At 56.9% G+C, this 21396-nt stretch carries 19 protein-coding genes; 13 read left to right on the top strand and 6 right to left on the bottom strand.

Features of this window, described 5'->3' with window-relative positions; genetic code table 11:
- Positions 1 to 252: 252 nt before the first annotated feature.
- Both FD37_RS10155 and FD37_RS10150 read right to left on the bottom strand, forming a co-directional pair.
- Positions 253 to 948, bottom strand: a complete 696-nt coding sequence (locus FD37_RS10155) for a CPBP family intramembrane glutamic endopeptidase (protein WP_056965104.1) — start codon at positions 946 to 948, stop codon at positions 253 to 255.
- Positions 949 to 975: 27 nt separating this feature from the next.
- Complete coding sequence (locus FD37_RS10150; RefSeq protein WP_045808120.1) at positions 976 to 1359, bottom strand: VOC family protein; 384 nt, start codon at positions 1357 to 1359, stop codon at positions 976 to 978.
- 271 nt (positions 1360 to 1630) lie between these two features.
- On the opposite strand from FD37_RS10150, the gene FD37_RS10145 reads away from it, so the two are divergent.
- The 3 genes from FD37_RS10145 to FD37_RS10135 all read left to right on the top strand — a co-directional run bounded on the left by FD37_RS10145 (position 1631) and on the right by FD37_RS10135 (position 4607).
- Positions 1631 to 3184: an ABC-F family ATP-binding cassette domain-containing protein gene (locus FD37_RS10145; RefSeq protein WP_056965102.1), complete on the top strand. Its 1554-nt coding sequence runs from the start codon at positions 1631 to 1633 to the stop codon at positions 3182 to 3184.
- Between the two features lie 91 nt (positions 3185 to 3275).
- Complete coding sequence (locus FD37_RS10140; RefSeq protein WP_045808122.1) at positions 3276 to 3866, top strand: L,D-transpeptidase; 591 nt, start codon at positions 3276 to 3278, stop codon at positions 3864 to 3866.
- A 126-nt stretch (positions 3867 to 3992) separates the two neighbouring features.
- The gene (locus FD37_RS10135; RefSeq protein ID WP_045808123.1) at positions 3993 to 4607 is read left to right on the top strand and encodes a sugar O-acetyltransferase; all 615 of its coding nucleotides are present in this window, start codon (positions 3993 to 3995) and stop codon (positions 4605 to 4607) included.
- Between the two features lie 495 nt (positions 4608 to 5102).
- Here the strand turns inward: FD37_RS10135 and FD37_RS10130 are convergent, their stop codons facing one another.
- The 3 genes from FD37_RS10130 to FD37_RS10120 all read right to left on the bottom strand — a co-directional run bounded on the left by FD37_RS10130 (position 5103) and on the right by FD37_RS10120 (position 10312).
- On the bottom strand, positions 5103 to 6011 hold the full coding sequence (locus FD37_RS10130) for a proline-specific peptidase family protein (protein WP_045808124.1): 909 nt from the start codon (positions 6009 to 6011) through the stop codon (positions 5103 to 5105).
- A gap of 423 nt (positions 6012 to 6434) precedes the next feature.
- Positions 6435 to 8873 (bottom strand): Xaa-Pro dipeptidyl-peptidase, encoded by a 2439-nt coding sequence (locus tag FD37_RS10125; protein WP_056965100.1) that lies wholly within the window; start codon positions 8871 to 8873, stop codon positions 6435 to 6437.
- 44 nt (positions 8874 to 8917) lie between these two features.
- Positions 8918 to 10312, bottom strand: a complete 1395-nt coding sequence (locus tag FD37_RS10120; RefSeq protein WP_045808126.1) for an APC family permease — start codon at positions 10310 to 10312, stop codon at positions 8918 to 8920.
- A 473-nt stretch (positions 10313 to 10785) separates the two neighbouring features.
- Here FD37_RS10120 and FD37_RS10115 point away from each other — a divergent pair, with 473 nt between their 5' ends.
- From FD37_RS10115 to FD37_RS10075, 9 genes are all read left to right on the top strand, one after another.
- Positions 10786 to 11205 (top strand): bis(5'-nucleosyl)-tetraphosphatase, encoded by a 420-nt coding sequence (locus FD37_RS10115; RefSeq protein ID WP_056965098.1) that lies wholly within the window; start codon positions 10786 to 10788, stop codon positions 11203 to 11205.
- Positions 11202 to 11762 carry a nucleoside/nucleotide kinase family protein gene (locus tag FD37_RS10110; protein ID WP_056965096.1) on the top strand — a complete coding sequence of 187 codons (561 nt, stop codon included), beginning with the start codon at positions 11202 to 11204 and terminating at the stop codon, positions 11760 to 11762. The genes FD37_RS10115 and FD37_RS10110 overlap by 4 nt, the downstream gene beginning before the upstream one ends.
- An 82-nt stretch (positions 11763 to 11844) precedes the next feature.
- Entirely contained in the window at positions 11845 to 12303 is a 459-nt protein-coding gene (locus tag FD37_RS10105; RefSeq protein WP_045808129.1) for a Fur family transcriptional regulator, read from the top strand.
- 73 nt (positions 12304 to 12376) lie between these two features.
- Positions 12377 to 12925 (top strand): hypothetical protein, encoded by a 549-nt coding sequence (locus FD37_RS10100; protein ID WP_045808130.1) that lies wholly within the window; start codon positions 12377 to 12379, stop codon positions 12923 to 12925.
- A 20-nt stretch (positions 12926 to 12945) separates the two neighbouring features.
- On the top strand, positions 12946 to 13878 hold the full coding sequence (locus tag FD37_RS10095) for a DUF6681 family protein (RefSeq protein ID WP_056965094.1): 933 nt from the start codon (positions 12946 to 12948) through the stop codon (positions 13876 to 13878).
- A gap of 375 nt (positions 13879 to 14253) precedes the next feature.
- Entirely contained in the window at positions 14254 to 14991 is a 738-nt protein-coding gene (locus FD37_RS10090) for an amino acid ABC transporter ATP-binding protein (RefSeq protein WP_045808132.1), read from the top strand.
- A 26-nt stretch (positions 14992 to 15017) separates the two neighbouring features.
- Complete coding sequence (locus FD37_RS10085) at positions 15018 to 15854, top strand: transporter substrate-binding domain-containing protein (protein WP_045808347.1); 837 nt, start codon at positions 15018 to 15020, stop codon at positions 15852 to 15854.
- Positions 15851 to 16489, top strand: coding sequence for an amino acid ABC transporter permease (locus tag FD37_RS10080; protein ID WP_045808133.1), 639 nt, complete (start codon positions 15851 to 15853; stop codon positions 16487 to 16489). Before FD37_RS10085 ends, FD37_RS10080 begins: the two co-directional genes overlap by 4 nt.
- A 13-nt stretch (positions 16490 to 16502) precedes the next feature.
- The gene (locus FD37_RS10075) at positions 16503 to 17159 is read left to right on the top strand and encodes an amino acid ABC transporter permease (protein WP_045808134.1); all 657 of its coding nucleotides are present in this window, start codon (positions 16503 to 16505) and stop codon (positions 17157 to 17159) included.
- A gap of 647 nt (positions 17160 to 17806) precedes the next feature.
- On the opposite strand, the gene hflX is transcribed toward FD37_RS10075, so the two are convergent.
- Positions 17807 to 19093, bottom strand: a complete 1287-nt coding sequence (gene hflX / locus FD37_RS10070) for a GTPase HflX (RefSeq protein WP_056965092.1) — start codon at positions 19091 to 19093, stop codon at positions 17807 to 17809.
- 464 nt (positions 19094 to 19557) lie between these two features.
- Here hflX and FD37_RS10065 point away from each other — a divergent pair, with 464 nt between their 5' ends.
- On the top strand, positions 19558 to 21192 hold the full coding sequence (locus tag FD37_RS10065) for a peptide ABC transporter substrate-binding protein (protein WP_056965090.1): 1635 nt from the start codon (positions 19558 to 19560) through the stop codon (positions 21190 to 21192).
- Positions 21193 to 21396: the final 204 nt, after the last annotated feature.

Genomic DNA, 21396 nt, shown 5'->3' with positions numbered 1-21396 from the left:
AACAATCATTTCACCACGGGGGAAAACGCCGACGCCACGTTGCGGGATAGATGATGGCCTGACCAACGACGACAATGACGGCAACACCGTCGTCACGGTGCTAGCAAACCGCTTGTTGTTGCTTCGCTCACCAAACTGGGATAGGTGCTTCACTCATGATGACTAACAATCGACTCTTTCCACCGCAGAAACACAACAATCACACGATTAACCCAACGAAAAAACACCGCCCAAACCGGACGGTGTTTTTGTTCACAGAAGTGAAAGGGCGTTGTTCATGAAGTGCAACGCGATGTTGTAGCGGATGTCGCGGAAGTGCAGGTAGGTGAAGCCCAGGACCCAGCCCAGTGCCGAGTACATCAGCAGGGTGGGGGAGAAGCTCCCCACGTGCATCATCCCGAAGATCAGCCCGGAAACGAAAACGCCCAGGAAGTTGACCCAGCGCTTGTTGCTGCGGAAGAAGTAGTTCAGGAAGATCCCCCGAAAGATCAACTCCTCGATCACCGGCGCAAAGCAGATGGAGTAGGCCAGGTTCCAAAACGGCAATTGCAGCACCTGCTGATTCAACGCGGTCTGGTTGGCCGGCGTGGCTAAGATGTGCTGGCTGATCAGAAACGACCAGGAGAACTGGATGACCAGCATCAGCACAAAGAGCCCCACCAGTTGCAAAATGTGCTCGACGGTCGCGGGCGTGCGGCCCAGGTGCTTGGGATTTTGCACGGCCAGCTGGCGGTGGTAGCGCCAACTGATGAACGCGAGTAACAGGGCCGAATAGATCAGCATGATCCCAATCGACCGGTTCGCCAGGAGCGGCTGCTGCTTCGCCTGGCTGGTGGCTAAGCTGAGAATAGAGGTATCGAACAGGTAAATGACGATAAACCCGATCCACCAGATGGCGCGTAATAGCCAATTGATGACGGCCGAAAAACCAGATGACAGATTGTTCATGACCAGCGGTTCCTCCTCGGAATTAAATTACTTATCGTACTTTCCAATCTCAATCAGATTTTCGTCGGGGTCGCGCACGTAGACCGAGGTCATCGGTCCCTGGGCCCCCATCTTAGGGAGCGGCCCGTCGACGATCTCGACGGCGTAGTTGGTGAGGTGGGATAAGATGTTGGCCAGCGGGTCGGTGGCAATCAGGGCGAAGTCGGCACCGCCCACCGTGGGATGCTTGGCCACGGGCAGGTGCGGGTCACTGGCGACCTGGAAGTTGATCTTTTGTTTGCCGACTTGGACCCCGCGCCGGCCATCGTCAAATTCGATGATCGGCAGGTCGAAGACCTCGTGGTACCACCGAACGGAATGCTCGATGTCGCTCACGGTCAGGGTAATGTGGTCAATGTCGCGAATATTCATAGTTTTGTCAGTCCTTAGCAAAGTAAATTTCACTCATTATAGCATAGTTCCCGGGCCACCCCCTAGGCAGCGCTGTTGACGGCCGGTAACTTTTCGTGTTAAATTATGGGATACTATATTAATGAAGAATTGTGAGTGGGACAACGGGCCGGGAGCCTCTTTCCGTGAGGGTGTCGCAACGGACGCCGCAGGTCAGCTGGCGAGCACTAACCGCTTGGGCCCCACTCCCTTTTTGTGCGAGTGCATAAGAGAAGAAAGGAAGGATTTAAACGTGCCATTACTAGAAGTTGAAGGCCTGAGCATGAGCTTTGCCGATAAGAAGCTCTACGAAGACGCCAGTTTTCAACTCAACAAGGGTGAACATATGGGCGTCGTGGGACAAAACGGTGTCGGTAAGTCGACGCTCATCAAGATTATTACGGGCCAGGAGCTTCCGGTCACGGGAGCCATCAAGTGGCAAAAGAAGGCCCGCATCGGCTACCTGGACCAATATGCGGACATTCCGGAGGGCATGACGCTGATCGACTTCCTGCACACGGCTTACGCCGACCTGTACGCGTTGAACGACCAGATGACGCAGCTGTACACGGACTACGCCACAAACATGGACGACAAGCTGCTCGAGCGGGCCGGCCGGATCCAAGAACAGCTGGACGCCCGGAACTTTTACGACGTCGAAACGGAAATCGAACGGGTCATCTCCGGGTTAGGCCTGGACGACATCGGCCGGGACCACCAAGTGTCCCAGATGTCCGGGGGGCAACGGTCCAAGATTATCTTGGCCAAGCTATTGCTGGAAAACCCCGACGTGATTCTGCTGGACGAACCGACCAACTACCTGGACGTGGCGCACATCGCCTGGCTGGAAGACTACCTGAACAACTTTGACGGGGCCGCCTTGATCGTGTCTCACGATTACGACTTCCTGCAGAACGTCACCAACTGTATCATCAACGTGGCGTTCGGCCGGATCACCAAGTACCGGGGCAACTTCAAGCAGGCCATGCGGCAGCGTGAAGAACGGGAAAAGGCGCAACAACGTGAGTTTGACAAGCAACAGGTCGTGATCGAAAAGGCGGAGCGCTTCATCCGGAAGAACAAGGCCGGGTCCAAGTCGACCATGGCCAAGTCCCGGGAGAAGATGCTGAACCGGATGGACCGGGTCGATCCGCCGTCGACCAACATCCAGGCGCACTTCGACTTCCCGTACCAAGCGACGGGGTCGCAGAACGCCCTGGTGGTGGACGAACTGTCCGTGGGGTACGAACGGCCGCTGCTGAAGCCGGTGACGTTCTCCGTAACGACCGACCAGAAGGTGGGCCTGACCGGGTTCAACGGGGTCGGGAAATCGACGCTGATCAAGTCCATCCTGGGCATCATCAAGGCCAAGGGTGGCGAGGCCCACTTCTCACCGTCGGCCAAGATCAGCTACTTTAGCCAAGACCTGGTGTGGGACAACAACCAACAGACGCCGCTCCAGATCATTCAGGCCAAGTACGAAAAGCTGCCCCAAAAGGCGATTCGGACCAAGCTGTCGAAGTGTGGGCTGGATTCGGCCAACGCCATGAAGCCCATCGGCGAACTCTCCGGGGGAGAACAGACCAAGGTCAAGCTGGCCATGCTGGAATTTGAGCCGGCGAACTTCCTGATCATGGACGAACCGACCAACCACTTGGACGACGAGACCAAGCAGGCCTTGAAGGACGCCATCGCGAACTTCCCGGGCAACGCCATCATCGTCAGCCATGAGGCCAGCTTCTACACGGGGCTGGTGGACAAGATCTTGAACGTTGAAAAGTTGAGTCTTAAGACTTCTTCAAATTAACGTTACGTTTTGATGAAAGGTGTTCCCTTTTTCAGAAAAAGCGCTTAGAGTGTAACCTGGATTGAAAATTACGGGTAAAGGACGGAGCCACATGAGACATTTTAGAAAATTATTTCTGCTGGTCATCGTGGTGCTGGTTGCTGGTTGGGGCTTGCATCGGTTGACGCACCAAACGACGTCAACGGCGCCCCGCACGAGTCAAAAAGCGACCACCAACACGACGCAGGCAGAGGCGAAGACCATCAACTGGCGAGAACCCTCTGAGGATAAGGCTTATCCGGACCTGGAGGCGCACCCCAATGCCTGGCTGGACGTGAATACCAGTCGGCAGCGGGTCTACGTGAAGGACGGCAAGCAGGTGCTCTACACCATGTATTGCTCGACGGGGACCGGGAAGAAGAACGGGACCCCGCACGGGACCTTTCACATCCAAGGGGAACGGGGAAAATTCTTCTACAATCAAAACTCCGGTGAAGGGGCCCGTTACTGGGTCTCCTGGAAGGACCACGGTATCTACCTGTTCCACAGTGTCCCGACGGATCAGAACGGCCACTACATCAAGAGTGAGGCCGAGGAGCTGGGCAAGTCCGCTGCATCGCACGGGTGTGTCCGCTTGTCGGTGGCCGATGCCAAGTGGGTCTACACCAACGTGCCCTACGGCATGAAAGTGGTTATCCACTAACCGAATATCTGACGAAACGACGGTTGCCCGCTGGGGTGACCGTTTTTTTATGGGCCAACCACGGTTATTTATGCTAATATATAATCACGAACTTAAAATTGTGCGATAAATTAGGAGCGGTGTAGAATGGTCAAAAAAATGGGCGAGCCGGATATCGCGGCGTTAGCCAAAAAAGAGATTTTTCAAAAGATTGCGGACGGGGATTGGTACCAGTACGGCCACGAGCCTAAGCTGCAAGCCATCGTCAAACACAGTGCCAAGGTGATCCAACACATTAACGACGTTGCCAAGACCGACCAGGAAGCGGCGGTCGAGCAGCTGCACGCGTTCATTCCCGACCTGGGAGAGGACGTGGAGATCTACTTTCCCATCATGGGGATCGAATACCCCGAGGCGTTGCACGTCGGCGCGCACAGCTTCTTTAACGCCGGGCTTCAGGTGCTGAGTGCCGCGCAGGTCACGGTGGGTAAGTACTGCTTCATCGGCCCGAACTGCCGGCTGTTTACGCCGAACCATCACCCCACGAACAAGCAGTTGCGACGCGAGGGGTGGCAGTACGACCTGCCGATCACCATCGGGGATGACTGCTGGTTCGGCGGTGACGTCATCGTCTTGCCGGGCGTGACCATCGGCAATAACGTCGTGGTCGGGGCCGGCAGCGTGGTGACCCACGACCTACCGGACAACGTGATTGCGGCCGGCAACCCGGCCCGCATCATTCGCCACGTGGAGGCCGACTAAGCCTGGATGGTCGCTGGGATTGGCGCTTCACGCCGGCGAGCAAGCGGGTCGAGGTGGGCACGACTCCGAAGCCCACAAAAAGCGTGGTCTCCGGAGCTCGGCCTTGATGTAAGCCGGCAAAGAACGCCCGCTAACATCAATTTCACCACGACCCGCAAGTCGCCTCTGTTACGCTGACATGGCTGATGACCGCGACGTGTGCCAAACAGTCTGGCGACCTAGCCGGCGGACCATCGGGAGCCAATCTATCATGAATCATCATCTCCAGTACCGTACAGGTGAGTCACTGCCATGGTTAAGATTGCTGGCACTCAGATGGTTCCAAAACGTAAGCTCATAGTTTGGGGAGTGTTTGGAAGCTCGTGCCCATGGTCGTCACGGCCCAGCTGAGCGGAAGTAATCGACCGCCGCTGCTAGTTTCAACGGGACTATAACGACATTTATCGCAAGCAAAAAAGGGATCCGCGTTGGCGGGTCCCTTTTGATATTGCCGGATTAATCGTTGAAGTTGTCGTTTTCCACGTCGCGGATGAAGGTTGCCAGGTGATCGTAATAAACGGGTGCGTTATCGATCATGTGGTGGTGACCCCCTTCAGGCGTCGTGGCCCACCGAGCGTGCGGGATGGTTTCGGCCATCCGCTTCCCGGTTGCCAGTGGCATGGTTTCGTGTTCCCCAAAGGTCACTAAGGTCTTGACTTGGTCGTTCTTGAGTTGGTCGCGAACGTCCCATTCCTTGAGCTTCCCGGTGATGACGAATTCGTTGTCCCCTTGGAAGGCCCCGTAAACGTCGGTGGCCGTGGTGTCGATCAGGTGGGAGATGGCAGCGGGTTGCTTACGGTCAACGTAGCCCTTGTTCAGGATGTCGACTAAGCTTTGGTACTTGGCGTCGTCGTAGTTGCCGTTAGCTTCGACCTGCTTCATGTAGGCCAATTGGTCGGCCGTCATGATCTGTTCCCGGATCTTGTTGACGTTGACCACGTATTCGTCGATGTTGTCGACCATGGAGGAGATGATGGCCCCCTTGAGGTGTTCACCGTACTTGAGAGAGTACATCTGAACCAAAGCGCCGCCCCATGATTGGCCGATCAGGTAGAAGTGGTCGATGCCCAGCTTTTGCCGAACTTCTTCGACTTCGTCCAGGAAGTAGTCGTAGGTCAGGTACTTTTGGTTTTCCGGCTTGCTGTAGTCGGGTTGGTCGGAGTACCAGGAACCCAGTTGGTCGTACATGTGGACCTGAACGTTCAGGCCTTGCTTGGCTAACTGCTTCGCGGTGTCTTCCCAGTATTCGTGGTTGCCACCGGGGCCCCCGTGTAAGGCGAGCAGGTGAATGTCACCCGTGCCTTGTGTGTTCGTCCAGAGGTGGTAGCCGTTGTCTAGCGTGATAATCGTGGTTCCTTGCTTCATCTCAATCAATCCTCCGCTTTCTTAGAATATTATTAGTTTATCACTGTTTTGTTAAAAACCAAATTTAAGCCGGGGCACAATCAGTCGATCCCCTAAAGTAACGGTCCCAGCACCCAGCGTCTGAACGGTTCAGCCCGTGACGACTGCTCACAAGTTAGCAACGCCGCTTGGGTGACAGCCCGATTAAAGGGGAGGGGACCATCCATAAAATTGTTTGGTTGGTTTGGGCTGATTCGCGCACTCGTGTTAGCGCAACAGAGGCGACTTGCGGGTCGTGGTGAAATTGATGTTATTCGGCGTCTTTTGCCGGATTACATCAAGGTCGAGCTCTGGAGACTCGTGGGTTTCGAGGTTTCGGAGTCGTGCCCACCACGACCCGCTTGCTCGCCGGCGTGAAGCGATTGGCCTCATCTATCGAAGGGGTTAGCGCGTCACGGTCGGCACCGTCAACGTCGCCTCGGCCAGCTGAATCGAGTACTGCAGGTCCTGGTTACCCCGAACGGTCATGCCGAAGTCGGTCGCGTAGATGACCAGGCCGAGCTGGTGTCCCGGCAGTAACCGGTAGTGGGTCGGTTGCAGGGTGACGTCGAGGTCGTAAAAGGCGTTGGGCTTCAGTTCGTCGACGTGGTAGGCGTTGGTCCGGTTTTGCAGGTTGCGATGGCCCTTCGAGATCAGGTGCCACGGGGTGACGCCGCCTAATTGAAACTCGCGCAGGTCGTCTTCACGCCACTGGAACCCTTCATCGAGGGACTTCCGGGCCAGAATCGTGGGGGACGGCTTCAGGCGCTTGGCGTCGCCGTAATCGACCAGCTGGAAACTCAACATGCCGACCGGTTGGTTAACGGCCACGCTGAGGTGGACCGTGGGCTTCCCGTCGAGGGTCAGCTCGTCGGTCAACCCGGCGGACTTGAAGAGCAGCCGGTGACCGGCCATCCGGTTGTGTTTGTCGCCTAATAGGTCACTTTCCCAGTCGTCCAGGTGCTGGACGTAGTGGTTGAACTGCTCGCTGGGCAGCTGGTCGTTGAAGCTGACGGCGCCAGAACGCGTCTCAACGTGCTCACTGACCAGTTGGTCCTCCTGTAAGTCGAAGGTCTGCCGCGGGTTCGTAGGGGCGTCCCAGTCCGGATAAGCGTGCCAGGTCTCCGGTTGGGTATTGTCCTGGATGACCACGTTTGGCAGGATGGTTTCCGCCTGGTTGTCGACGTCTAAGAGCTCGTGGGTCAGCCAGAGGTTCACCATGTCGGTGTAGTCGATGGACCGGAAGGCGTTGATGTAGATGTGTTGGCCCTGATGGAGGATCAGCTTCTTGGTCACGGGCAGGTCCCGCACGGCGTTCCAGAGGTTATTGACGTTCCGCGGCTTGACGTTCCAGTCGTTGAGCCCGTGGACCAAGAGGAGGTCGGCCTTGATGTTGTGGACGTTCTTCAGGTAGTTGCGGGCGTCCCAGAAGGTGTTGTAGTTCCCGGTTGCCCGGTCCTGTTCCTTGGTGATGCTGGCCAGTTGGGCTTGCCATTTGGCCTGGATACGGTGGTAGTCGCCCGCCTGCAGCTGCCGGCTGAAGACCTCTTCGGCCAAAACGTCGGCGTCTTCGCCGGGGAAGCCCCCGGGGGCGATGACCAGTCCGCCGTCCCGGTAGTAGTCGTACCAGCTCGAAATGGCGGCCTCACTGATGACGGTCTTTAAGCCGGGGACGCCGGTCGTGGCGGCGGCCGTGGCCAGGGTCCCTAAGTAGGAGCGTCCGGTCATGGCGACGGCGTGGTTGGACCACCAGGCGGGGATGGCCGTTTGGGCCTCTCGGGTGGTAAAGGCGGTCCGGTGGCCGGCCAGCCATTCGATGATGGCGATGGTCGACGTGGTCTCTTCGGGGTCCCCGGTGGTGCAGAGCCCGTCGGAGTCCTTGCTACCGATCCCGGCGGCGTAGACCACGGCGAAGCCCCGGGCCAGGAAGTAGTCGTTTAACGTGTAGGACTCATCGCGCGCGAAGGTCTCCTCGGCGGTCTGGGTGGTCTGCGTGACGGCACGCCCGGCCGGCAGCGGTGTCGTGTCCGGTTGGGCGGTGACGTCGGCCAGGGTCAGGTCGTTGGGCTGCTTGGCCTGTAACGGCACGTTCACGTTGTGGGTCAACGCCTCGCCCTGCGCGTCCATGGTGCCCTGGTTATAGGGACTGGCGGTGTAGAGCACGGGGACCTTGAGCCCGTCGTTGGTCTCGGCCGGCCGCAGGATTTCGGCCTTGAGCAGGTCCCGTTGACCGTCGTGGTCGGTATCCTGAGGACTTTCGACGTAAACGACCTCCCGGATCAGCCGGTGGGTGTCGAAGACGGGCTGGGTTTTGCCGTTAAAGAGCAGCGGCTTGGTGACCGTCGGATCGGTGTAGAAGGGAACGAAGTAGCCGTGGGTCCCCAGCTGGTCCAAGAAGGTTTGCCCGTTCTTGGTGTGGGTGGCTAACAGTAAGTACCAGGCCTGCTTCAGCTCGGCTAACGTCAGGTCCTCCCCGGCGTGGGGGCTGACCGGCAGCCGAATCTTCTGCATCGCGCTCAGGGGGTCGGCCAACGAGAAGTCCTCGTCGACGGCGAATCCCAGGCGTTGCAGGGCCAGGTTATAGAAGACCGTGACCGGCACGTTTGCCTGTTGACTCAAAAACGCCTGGGCGTCCGTGTCGGGCGTGGCCATCAGGTTTTTGAGCTGCTGTTGGACACTCGCCGTGGCGGGAAATTCTGGCCAGCTCTTGGCCAAAAAGTCCGTGAGCAAAGCGCTGGGCGTGGAAAGTGTGGCGTTGGTCGCGTCCAAAAAGTGAACGGCCCGGAGTTCGGTCAGGGCCTGTTCGGGCGTGGTTGGTCGAATCGCAAATTGTTGATTACGCATAAAAAAATCGCCTACCTTAATTTAATGATAGAAACAAGCCAAAATTAGTCCTGATCATTGAGGCGGCTGTGACGCACGCCGTAGGTCAGGTAGATGGTCAGTCCCAGGGCGAACCAGATGGTTGAAGCAATCCAGGTCTCGGCGGGAAGCTGAAGCATCATGTAGAAGCACAGACACCCGGAGATGATGGGCAAGACCGGGTAAAAGGGAACCTGGAAACCGGAGTTGTGGGGCATTTCCGGCAGGTGCCGCAGGCGAATAATGCCGAACGACACGAACAGGAAGGCGACCAGCGTCCCAATGTTGACCAGGTTGGTCAGTTGTGCCAGGGGCACGAAGCCGCCCAGTAACGCGATGACCACCGTGATGACGGCCAGGCTGTTCTTGGGCGTCCCCGTCTGGCGGTCGATCTTGCCCAGAAACTTCGGCAGTAAGCCGTCACGGCCCACGGAGTAGATCAGCCGCGAGGAGCTGTAGATCATGGTGACCATCATGGTGAACATGCCGGCCAGCGCCCCCAGCGAGATGATGCCGGAGGTCCAGTTTTGGTGGACCAGGGTCAACGCGAAGGCGACCGGGTCGGCGACGTTCAACTTGGTGTACGGCACCATCCCGGTTAGCACGATGGCGACCAGCATATAGAGCACCGTGGCCACAATCAACGTCCCGATGATGCCAATCGGCATGTTGCGCCGGGGGTTCTTGACCTCGGCGGCCGAGGCGGAGACCACGTCAAAGCCTAGGTAGGCGAAGAACACGGTCGAGGCCCCGCGGAGGATCCCGTGGGTGCCGAATGGGGCGAAGGGCTGCCAGTTGCTGGGACGCACGTAGAAGACGCCCACGACGACGAAGAGGATGATAATAGCAATTTTAACAATAACGATCGTGTCGTTGACGCGCATTGACTCGCGCATGCCCCGGTTAAGTAACCAACTGATCAAAAGGACCACCAGAATGGCGACCAGGTTGCCGTAGGTCCCGTGAGCGGGATCGAAGGACCCACTCACGGCCTTGGGCAGGTGCAGGCCGAAGCCGGCGAGAAACGAGTTGAAGTAGGCCCCGAAGGCCGTGGAGACGGCCGCGACCGCCAGCACGTATTCGAGGATGAGGGCCCAGCCGAGCACCCACCCGATGACCTCGCCGAAGACCAGGTTCCCGTAGGAATAAGCGGAACCGGCCACGGGCAATACGGAGGCGAACTCCGCGTAGCACATGGCCGCGGTCGAACAAACGATGGCGGCAATCAGAAAGGACAGCACAATGCCGGGACCACTGTACTGTGCGGCGATGGTCCCGGGGAGAATGAAGATCCCGGTCCCAATCACGGCACCGATGCCCAGCGACATCAAGTCCTTAGCGGTCATGGTTTTAGCAAATTGTTTGTCACTTTGTAAATAATTGTCGAGTCGTTCGCGACGGAAGATTCGTGAAATAGCCATAAGAGGCCCCCTTAGAGTGGTAATATCTTGGCTAGTGTACCCTAGAATTAAATTAAAAGTCAATGAGAGTCAGGGATTCGGGGCCGATTTCTCGCCGACCAGCCCAAATCTTTTGCGTTGACCCGACGAAATGGTAGCCAGCCCCCCTAATTGGCGATAAAATAGAACGGAATATGTGTCGGGGGATGTAGATGTGTTCAGCGCTTCCGGTGGTGTCACCAGCGCTCCACGCCGGCGAGCAAGCTGGTCGAGGTGGGCACGACTCCGAAGCCTCGAAAACCACGAGTCTCCGAAGCTCGGCCTTGATGTAATCCGGCAGAAGACGCCGAATAACATCAATTTCACCACGACCAGCAAGTTGCCTCTGTTCCGCTGACGGTGGATGATGACCCGAACAAAACGGGATTGTGCAGTCACCATACAGCGGAAGTTGGGCTACCCCGACACGCAGAAACTATTAAGGAGGCAATCGTATGATTACCGAAAGAGCCAGTGGCGCCGTGGTGTATCAATTACACGACGGTCAACCACAGTATTTATTATTAAAAAGTGCCACCAGCAACTTCTGGGGCTTCCCCAAGGGCCACGTCGAAGGTGACGAATCCGATATCGCCACGGCGGTCCGGGAGATTCGGGAAGAGACCCAGTTGAACGTGACCATCGACCCCGAATTCTCCACCGTCCTGGACTACGACATGCGCAACGGCCACCACAAGCACGTGGTCCTCTACACGTCCTTAGTGCCAAACGACGTGACCGTGACGCGGCAGGTCGAGGAGATCAGCGACTACGGGTGGTTCGATTACGCGACGGCCCACGCGACGCTGACCTTTGACAACCTCAAGGACGTTCTGACCAAGACTCACGCCTACCTGACGGAGGGTGCGGTATGACCCCCAAAGTGATTGTGATTACGGGCGCCACGGGGACCGGGAAGACCACGGTCCAGAACTATCTGGCCAGCCACTACCCGGTGACCCGCATCGTGACCCACACCACGCGGCCGCCCCGCGCCGGTGAGGTGGACGGTCAGGACTACTACTTCGAGACCGATGCCTCGTTTAAGCAGCGCCACTTCCTGGAGTCGGTGGTCTACGCGGGCTACCATTACGGCTCCTCACGGGAGGGCATCGCCGATGGCTTCAAACGGGCGCCGTTCCCGGCCATCGTGCTGGACACCAAGGGCGCCATCACCTACGCCCAGGAGCTGGGGGACCAGGTCGTCATCCTATTCTTGACCGTCAGCCAACCCGCCGAACTCTTGGAGCGGGTGACCCAACGCGGCGACGACACCACCATGCTCAAGCAACGTTTCGCCAGTCCCGAGTACCGCCGCGACCTGAAGATGCCGCTGGCACTCGCGGGGCGAGCACTGCAGTTGAACAACGATCACTGGGCCCAGACCCAGATTCAGCTGGACCAACTGATGACCCGGTTAGCCGCCGAATAACGGGACGTGTTGCGTTTAAGGGGAAGTATGCTAAACTAACAGGGACTTCGCCCAATGAATTTCGATAAAGGAGGCCGTCTTCATGACAGAACCATTGACCACCGCGGTGGCTATCTTGCGGAAGAACAACTTAAAACTGACCAAGCAACGTCATGCGCTCTTAGAGTTTTTATTGACCAACCAGGCGCACTACACGGACGTGGTCACCGTGGATGCCTACATGCGCGATGAATTTCCGGGGATGAGCCACAACACGGTTTATCGGAACCTGAAGGAGTTCGAGGAAGTTGGCATCGTGGAGCAGAACACGGAGCAGGAACGCACGCGGGTCAAGTACCAGTGTGACTTCCACCACCAGCACCACCACCACTTCATCTGTCAGAACTGTGGCAAGGTCACGGAGCTGCAGATGTGCCCGATGGACTTCTTCACCGCACAGTTACCGGGCTGCGACGTGACGGGCCACAGCTTCGAGCTGTACGGCCTGTGCGCCGAGTGTAAGGCCGCCGGGGTCACCGAAGCATCTTTAGTGAAAAATTAACAGTTTCTTGACCGCTTTTTTAAGGTGGTCATGAGATAATGATTCTAAATGGAAAAACAAGGAGGAATGTCGTATGGCGTACCGGACACCACCCATTATCACGCCATTTGCGATCCTTTCGATGGCATTGGCGTTGGGGGCCACCAACGTGGTGACCAATACGGTGACGCACACGAACGAGGGCGCGTCGAAGACGTCTTCGGTCGTCAGCACCTCGTCCAGTCGCTTCTCGGACGATTCTAAGAAGAAGGCTAGCGATAGTAGCGATAAGAAGAAGGATTCAGACTCGTCGAAGGATAGTAGCGACAGCAGCAGTGATGACAGCTCGTCGGCAGAAGACAGTTCCTCGACGGATACGCAAAGTTCGTCGGCGAACACCACGTCGGAATCCAAGAAGAAGTCGAGCTCGACAACGACGGATAACGGGACGACGACGGGGACCACGGGCACCACGTCCTCCTCGAAGACCCCAACGACCAGCAGTAGCACGACGACGACCGATGACACCACCGACGATACCACCGATACGGGGACTACGGACGGCGGCGATACCACGACGAATCACACCACGACGCGTGGCACGACCACGGGTACCAGCACCACGACCAATGACGGTCAATAAGGAAGAAAGGGGGATGAACCATGTTAAGCTTCCTCGATATGGTCAACCATTATCTGGGTTACTTTAATATCAGCGTTAAAATCAAAAACCGCGCCTACACGATTCTGGGCGCCCTAGGGGATTTCTACCTCTTCTACATCGCCTTTCGGTACCTGCAAAACGGTCACCCGTTTTGGGGTCTCCTGATCTTGTTGGTCGCGGTGATCCTGTTGTACTTCGTCTTCTTGAACGTGGTCTACTACTTCACCAATAAGAAGGCGCCCTTCGACATCTCACCGAAGATCGAGAAGTGGCTCCACATGAAGCCCAAGACCGAAGAGACCACGCCCCAAGCGCGGCGCGGGTACGGCCGGAACATCCCGGCCAACGGCTACTTCGACGAAAAGAAGATTTTGCCGGGCAAGCTCAGCACCACGGTTCAGGAAGCGCAGAACGTCCAGAACCTGGCCACCCAGCTGCAGCAGAACCGTCTCTTGAACCTGGACTACTCCGGGTTAGGCGACCGGGAGATCATGGAACAGGTCCAAAAGGACGGCAAGCCGGTCTACGCGTCCGGCCCCGGCATCCTGATCCCGTACTTCGAGATGCAGACCGAAAACGACCAGCTGGTGGTGTACGCCGGCTTGAACCAGGCCGATAAGCAACGGGTCGGCACGGTCAGCACGGTCGGACTGCAAAACGTCCGCGACGTCCGCGACCAATTCGACCTGTACCTGGCCAACGCCACGTTGGTCGGGGGACCGTTCAAGGTGATTGGGCGGACCACGCTGATCGAACAGGAGAACCCGTTCACGGTCGCGGTCCAGGTTGCCTACAAGCACCATGACCAGTCGGCGACCTCGGCGGCGGCCAGCGCCCCGACGCGCGAGCAGCGCTATGAGCGGCAGCGGACCGCGACACCATCGTCAACGGACAGTGAGCCGATGACGCGGCGCTCCCGGTACCACCATTAATAGCTGAATCAGACGAGTCGACATTCTGCGGAGTGTCGGCTTTTTTGGTTTCTCCAGGAAACCATTGGTCCCGAAAAATAGTTTTCCGACCGGTCGACCGGGCCATCAGCCGGGTGAAATGTTAAGGAACCTGACAAGACGGGGAAACTTTTTTGGAAGCCAGGAAACCCACGGGGGATAACCGGTTTGCCATCTAAACAGTTGAAGGGAATGGGCAACTCCAAGCGGGAAATTTTGACCAGCCATTTTTTTTGGTTTAAAATTTAATTTAGACCCTATTAAGGAACAGAAGTCGAAACGAAGTAGGTGCCACAAAAACCTTAGTGATGGGCTTCAGGAATGAAACCCATCAACTATTTTAGTGGAGGGAAAATTATGTCAATGATTGAATTTCACCACGTGGAGAAGTACTATGGCGACTTCCACGCGTTACACGATATCAACCTCACCATTGAGGCCGGCGAAACGGTCGTTTTAATCGGGCCATCCGGGTCTGGGAAGTCCACGCTGATTCGCTCGGTCAACGGGCTGGAACAGATTCGTGACGGGCAACTGATCGTCAACGGGCAAGACCTGGCGAACCCGAAGACCGATATCAACCGGATCCGCAAGAACGTGGGGATGGTGTTCCAACACTTTAACCTGTACGCCAACAAGACGATCTTGGAGAACATCATGTTGGCGCCCCGCATCGTGCTGCACCGCGACGAGGCGGAGAACAAGAAGGTGGCCATGGAGATGCTCGACCGGGTCGGGTTGGCCGACCAAGCGCCGAAGATGCCCGCTCAACTCTCCGGGGGGCAACAACAACGGATCGCCATCGCGCGTTCGCTGGCGATGAAGCCGAAGTGCCTGTTGTTTGACGAACCCACCAGTGCGCTGGACCCCGAAATGGTCGACGATGTTCTGAACATCATGAAGACCATCGCTCAGGACTCCAGTATGACGTCGCTGATTGTGACCCACGAAATGGGCTTTGCGCGGGAAGTGGCCAACCGGGTCATCTTTATGGCCGACGGGCGGGTCCTCGAGGACGACTCCAAGGACAAGTTCTTCAACGGGGAACCCAGCAACGAACGGGCACGCCAATTTCTTAGCAAGATTTTGCATTAAGACAGTCAGGGAGGTCCGCAGTTATGATGAAAAAATTTATGCGTAGCCTGGGCCTGATTGTCGCACTGCTGACGTTAACCGTGGTCGTCAGTGCGTGCGGGTCCAAACCGCTATCCCAGCGGAACGTCTTAAAGACCGACCGCCAAGCCAAGACCGTGACTTGGGGTGTCAAGGCTGATACCCGCTTGTTCGGGTTGCTGGACACCAAGGATGGCAAGATCAAGGGGTTCGAAATCGACCTCGCCACGGCGTTGACCAAGCAGATGCTGGGCAAGGACGCCAAGGCCAAGTTTATTCAGGTGACGAGTTCCACGCGGATGCCGATGTTGAAAAACGGGAACATCGACGCCATTATCGCCACCATGACCAACACGCCGGAACGGCGCAAGCAGGTCGCATTTACCAATACTTACTTCTACGCCGGGCAATCGCTCCTGGTCAAGAAGGGCAGTTCCATTAAGAACGTCAAGGATCTGAACCGGCAAAAGGGCACCGTTTTAGGGGTCGTCGGGTCGGATTCCGTGGAAAACGTGGCCAAGGTCGCACCGCAGGCCAAGGTGTTACAGTTGACCGATTATGCGCAGGCCATGACCGCCTTGAAGTCGGGGCAGGGCCAAGCGCTGACCACCGATAACGGGATCCTTTACGGGATGTCCGTGCAGAACCCGGACTACGTGGTCACGGGCGGCACCTTCGTCTCCGAACCTTACGGGATCGCCGTCGACAAGGCCCAAACGCCATTCCGTCAGTCCGTGAACAAGGCCTTGGCCGAATTACGGGCGAACGGGGAATACGACAGAATTCTGCACAAGTGGTTCCACAACGTCAAAGGATTCGACTACAAGGAGGCGGCTAGAGAATGATTCATATTTTTGCGAACTATGGGGGCACGCTCCTCTATGGCCTGGGTCAAACGCTGTTATGCAGCCTCATTGCGTTGGTCTTCAGTCTGATCATCGGGACCTTCTTCGCGCTGCTCGAGGAGTCGCCGAACAAGGTGGCCCGCGGCATCGCCCGGGTCTACATCGAAGTCTTCCGGAACATTCCGCTGCTGGTCATCACCATGTTCTTCTACGTGGTGATTCCGCTGTACGTCATCAAGGTCAACGGTTTCACGGCCGGGACCATTGGGTTGACGCTGTACACGTCGGCCTTCATCGCCGAAACGGTGCGGGCGGGGATCCAGTCCGTGGATCCGGGCCAGATGGAAGGGGCCCGGTCGAACGGGCTGACCTTCTGGCAGGCCATGCGCTACATCGTCCTGCCCCAAGCCTTTCGGTACGTGATTCCACCACTGGGTAACCAATTCGTGAACCTGGTCAAGAACTCGTCGACGTTAGCCTTCGTCGGGGGCTTTGACCTGATGTATCAGGGGAACGCCATCGCGTCGAGCTCGCTGGAAACCATGGCGGCTTACTCCGCGGTCGGGGTCCTGTACCTGATCATTACCATGCCGATTAGTTACTACATGCGCTACCTGGAAAAACGGTTAGCCTAGGGGAGGGATTACGATGCTAAATAATTTTATTGCGGCCTACTCCCCAGATAACTTACGCTACCTGTTCGGGGGCCTGGGAATCACGATTCTGGTCTCAATCGCCTCGATTATCGGCAGCTTTATCATTGGGGCCATTTTAGGGGTCATTCGGTACGTGAAGATCAAGTACGTCTCGGCCATCGTGGGTCTGATTATCGATATTATTCGGAACTTGCCGCTGATCCTGATTCTGTTCTTCATTTACTTCGGCCTGCCGAACCTGGGGGTCAAACCCGAGGTCATTCCGGCGGCGATTCTGGCCATGACCATCTTCGAGTCGGCCATGCTGGCGGAAATCGTGCGGTCCGGGATCCAAGCCGTGGATCCGGGTCAGATGGAAGGGGCCCGGGCCAACGGGCTGACCTACTGGCAGGGCCTCTGGCACATCGTGTTGCCGCAGGCCATGGTCAAGATGATTCCGGCCATCGTGAGTCAGTTTATCTCGCTGGTCAAGGATACGTCCCTGGCGACGATCATCCTGTTGCCGGAAATGCTGTACCGCTCACAGATCATCTATGGGCAAAACACCAACTACATCATCCCGATGTTCCTGGCGATTGCGGTGCTCTACTTCATCGTGTGCTACGCGTTGTCCGTGTTAGCCCGTTACCTGGAGCGGCGTCAAGCTTAAGTTAGGTGGTGTGGGCGTGGGCGAATTCGCTTCACGCCGGCGAGCAAGATGACCGAGGTGGGCACGATTCTGAAGCTCCGCCCAGACCGCGGATCTCCAGAACTCGGCCTTGATGTAATCCGGCAAAAAACGCCGAATAACATCAATTTCACCACGGTCATCAAGTCGCCTCTGTTTCGCTGACTAAGTGGCGTAACCGTCACCAAACGGGATAGATTTGTCCAAATTAGGTGGTCATGGGGCCTAACTTGTCCCGTGACAACGTTATAAATCAAACACAAAAAGCCGTCGATTCAACGCATCTTGAGCGCTGAGTCGACGGCTTTTAAGTTGTCTTCATCATGATGTATGCGGGGGCGAACCGCCACTTCTGCCGCGCGGGGCCCCGCCACAGTCATCGTCGTCATCAGAAATCGTTTCTGACACGGCCGAGGCTGCCATCGGTCACCCATTCTTCTGTCATGGGTATTTGGCATGTGAGCGGAGCAGAGGCGACTTGATGGGCATGGTGAAATTGATGTTACCTGGTGTTTCTCAGCCAGGTTACATCAAGGCCGAGCTCCGGAGACCTGCGTTCTTTGCAGGGCTTCGGAGTCGTGCCCACCATGACCATCTTGCTCGCCGGCGCGGAGCGTCTGTTATTCACGCTAGTCTTCAGCCGCGTCGGCATCGGTCACCACGTAGCGCTTGTACTTGTTGAAGTCGGCGCTGGGGAGTTCGACCCGCATGGCCGTTCCATCGGCCTGGTAGTCCGTGGAAAGGACGTTGGCGTGGTCGTTGAAGTAGGCCACCACGTCACCGGCCGCAAACGGAATCAAAAAGTTAGCCGTCACGTAGTTGTGGAAGACCTTTTCCTTCATGACCTGGACCAGCATGTCGATCGAGGCGTCGTCCTTGGCCGAGACGATCAGTTGATCACCGGCTCGGCTGGGGTATTCGGCGTCGGTCAGGTCGGCCTTGTTGAAGACCGTGATCATCGGCACGTCGGTCACGCCAATCTCCTGTAACGTGTCCTCGGTCGTCTGCATCATCGCGTCGCGGTTCGGATCGGCGTAGTCGACCACCTGAATCAGTAGGTCGGCGTTGGCCGCCTCGGACAGCGTCGACCGGAAGGCCTTGACCAGGTTGGTCGGCAGTTGGCTGACGAACCCGACCGTGTCACTCAGCAGCAGCTTCTTTTGGTCGGGGAAGATCAATTGACGCACACTGGTGTCCAGGGTCGCAAACAGCATGTTCTTCACGAAGACCTGCTTGTCCTCGTTCTTGCCGAAGCGCTGGACCAGGGCGTTCATGATGGTCGATTTCCCGGCGTTGGTGTAGCCGACCAGGGCCACGGAAGGCAGTTCGTTGCGTTCCCGCTGTGCCCGTTGGGTCTCGGCGGCCTGGTTGATCTCCTTGAGCTCGTGGTTCACGTGGTTGATCGACCGTTCGATGGTCCGCCGACTCATTTCGGTCTGGGATTCACCGGACCCCCGGTTGGCGAGGCCCCCGGCGCCGCCTTGTTGGTCCAATCGTTGCGAGGCGCTGGTGTGCAGGCGGGGCAGCTGGTACTGCAGCATGGCCAGTTGGACCTGGAGCTTGGCTTCGCGGGACTGGGCCCGGTTAGCAAAAATCTCCAGGATCAGGCCGGTGCGGTCGATAATGCGGGCCTTGGTCCCGTTCTCCAGGTTCCGAATCTGACTGGGCGTCAGTTCGTCGTTGACCACGACGGTGTCGACGCCGTCATCGGCGACGATGGTGGCGAGCTCCTCGACTTTCCCGGTCCCGAAGTAGGTGCCGGGGTTGGGCTTCGTCAGGGCTTGCTGGACCTGTTCGACGACGGTCATGTGGTTGGCTTCGACTAGGGCCTTTAGTTCTTCCATGGAATAGTCAAACGTCGCTTGGCCGGAATTGAGGCCAATGGTTACGACGGGTGTTGCTGGCGTTTCATCCATAAAGTCACCCTCCTCATAAGGTTCTTGGAGCCAGTATACCATTTTTAGGGGCGTGACGGTTGCGGGACCCGTTTAGTGTGGCGGGACAACGGCGATGAAAGGCGTTTGCAAAAAGTGATGATAAACACTCATTTCATTTTAATCAGCTACTTGTCTGATTCAGGCGGTCGATGAGTCACGGATTGAGGAAAAGACGGCAGCCGACAGAATCTGGCGAAACGTGGGCGTTATCCGCTAGTCTCGGCGGTGGCATCGGCCAGCTAATGTCGCCATCGGTGAGACGCAGCTGACCAGCGAAAAAGGGGGATTATTGAATGAAAATGAGATGAATACCACCGAATACGGCCAAAGAATGGTAAAAATATTAAAAATAACCATTGATTCTCATCTTATTTTAACTTATTATGGGTTCAACGTTTAATTCATTGAGCGTGTACATAGAGACCATGAGGGGTTGGGATTTGATGAAAGTATCTTCAGTTTTCAAGCTGGGGACCGTGGCCACCTTCTCCGCCATTTTGTTGGCGGCCTGTGGCAGCAGTTCTTCCAGTAATGCCGGTCAGGCAAAGAATCAGACGTTGAACTGGATGGAGAGTTCGGCGTTACCCACGATGGATCCGTCGTTAGCGACCGACGTGGTGTCCGGTGAAACGTTAAACAACGTTGACCAAGGGTTGTTAAAGTTCGGTAAGAACAGCAAGACGTACCCCGGGGTCGCCAAGAGCTACAGTAAGTCCAAGGATGGGAAGACCTATACCTTTAACTTACGGAAGTCGAAGTGGAGTAACGGGGACCCCGTGACCGCCCAAGATTTCGTTTATGGCTGGCAACGCACGGTGAACCCGAAGACCGGGTCGCAGTACGCGTACCTTTACGCGGACGTTCAGAACGCGAACGCCATCATGAAGAACAAGAAGGCGCCTTCCACGCTGGGCATCAAGGCCGTGGGCAAGTACAAGGTGGTCGTCACCTTGACGCATCCGGTCAGCTACTTCCCAACGTTGGTCGCCCAAACCAGTTTCTTCCCGCAAAACAAGTCCGTCGTGACGAAGCTGGGGAAGAAGTACGGGACCAACGCCAAGAACAACGTCTACAACGGGGCCTTTAAGCTGACTTACTGGACCGGGACGTCGGACAACTGGACGCTGACCAAGAACAGCAAGTACTGGGACGCCAAGAACGTGAAGTTACAACACGTGAAGTTCAGTACGGTCAAGGATCCGCAAACCGCGTTGAGTCAATACCAGAGCGGCAAGCTGGACGCGACCTACCTGAGCGGCCAACAACCGAAGAACTACAAGAACAGTAAGAACTACTTCTCCCGGACCGGCTCGTCCATCGCGTACATTGAGTTGAACCAACGCAAGGACGCCGTGCTAAAGAACAAGAAGGCCCGTCAAGCCTTGTCACTGGTCATCAACCGTGATCAGTTCGTCAACAAGGTCTTGGACGACGGCTCGAAGGTCCCAACCGGTTTCGTCACGACCGGATTGTCCATTCGGAACGGCCAAGACTTTGCTAAGTCTGCCTCGGTACCTTCCGCGGTCGACTACAACTTAGCCAAGGCGAAGAAGTTGTGGAAGGAAGCCCTGAAGGAAACGGGGAAGACGAGCTACAGCCTGACGCTGTTGGCCGACGACACGCCGGTCGGTAAGAATACCACCGAGTACGTGCAGAGCCAGTGGTCGAAGTTGCCGGGCTTGAAGGTCACCAACTCTAACTTGCCATACAAGACACGGTTAGCCCGTTCCGCGAGTCACGACTTTGACGCCGTCGTCACGCTGTGGGGCGCCGACTTCCCTGACCCAATCACCGACCTGTCCCTCTTCACGTCGGACGCGTCATACAACAACGGTGGCTGGAAGTCCAGCACCTACGACCAAGACATCAAGGACGCCACGACGACGAACGCCAACAACCCAGCTAAGCGTTGGGATAACTTGGTGGACGCCCAGAAGACGTTGATGAAGGACCAAGGGGTCATCCCGATTTACCAACCCGGGAAACCCCAACTGGTCAAGTCGACGGTCAAGGGTCTGATCTACTTCCCAGTCAGCTCTAACTGGGACTTCAGCAAGACCTACATTGCGAATAAGTAACGCAGGATGACCTGACCGCCAGCCGCTTGTGTGGGCACGGCTCTGGTGAGGCAGGGCATCTTAGAAATGGACCGCGGGGAACGATGCCGCGGTCCATTTTTATTCGGGTGATGGCGGAAATGCTATAGTCCGCGGTTTCAGTCGCTTCACGCCGGCGAGCAAGATGGTCGTGGTGGGCACGATTCTGAAGCCCTGTGAAAATCG

This window comes from Levilactobacillus spicheri DSM 15429 (assembly GCF_001435095.1).
In the GTDB taxonomy this organism is placed as follows: domain Bacteria; phylum Bacillota; class Bacilli; order Lactobacillales; family Lactobacillaceae; genus Levilactobacillus; species Levilactobacillus spicheri.
This window is presented reverse-complemented; position numbering and strand designations above follow the sequence as displayed.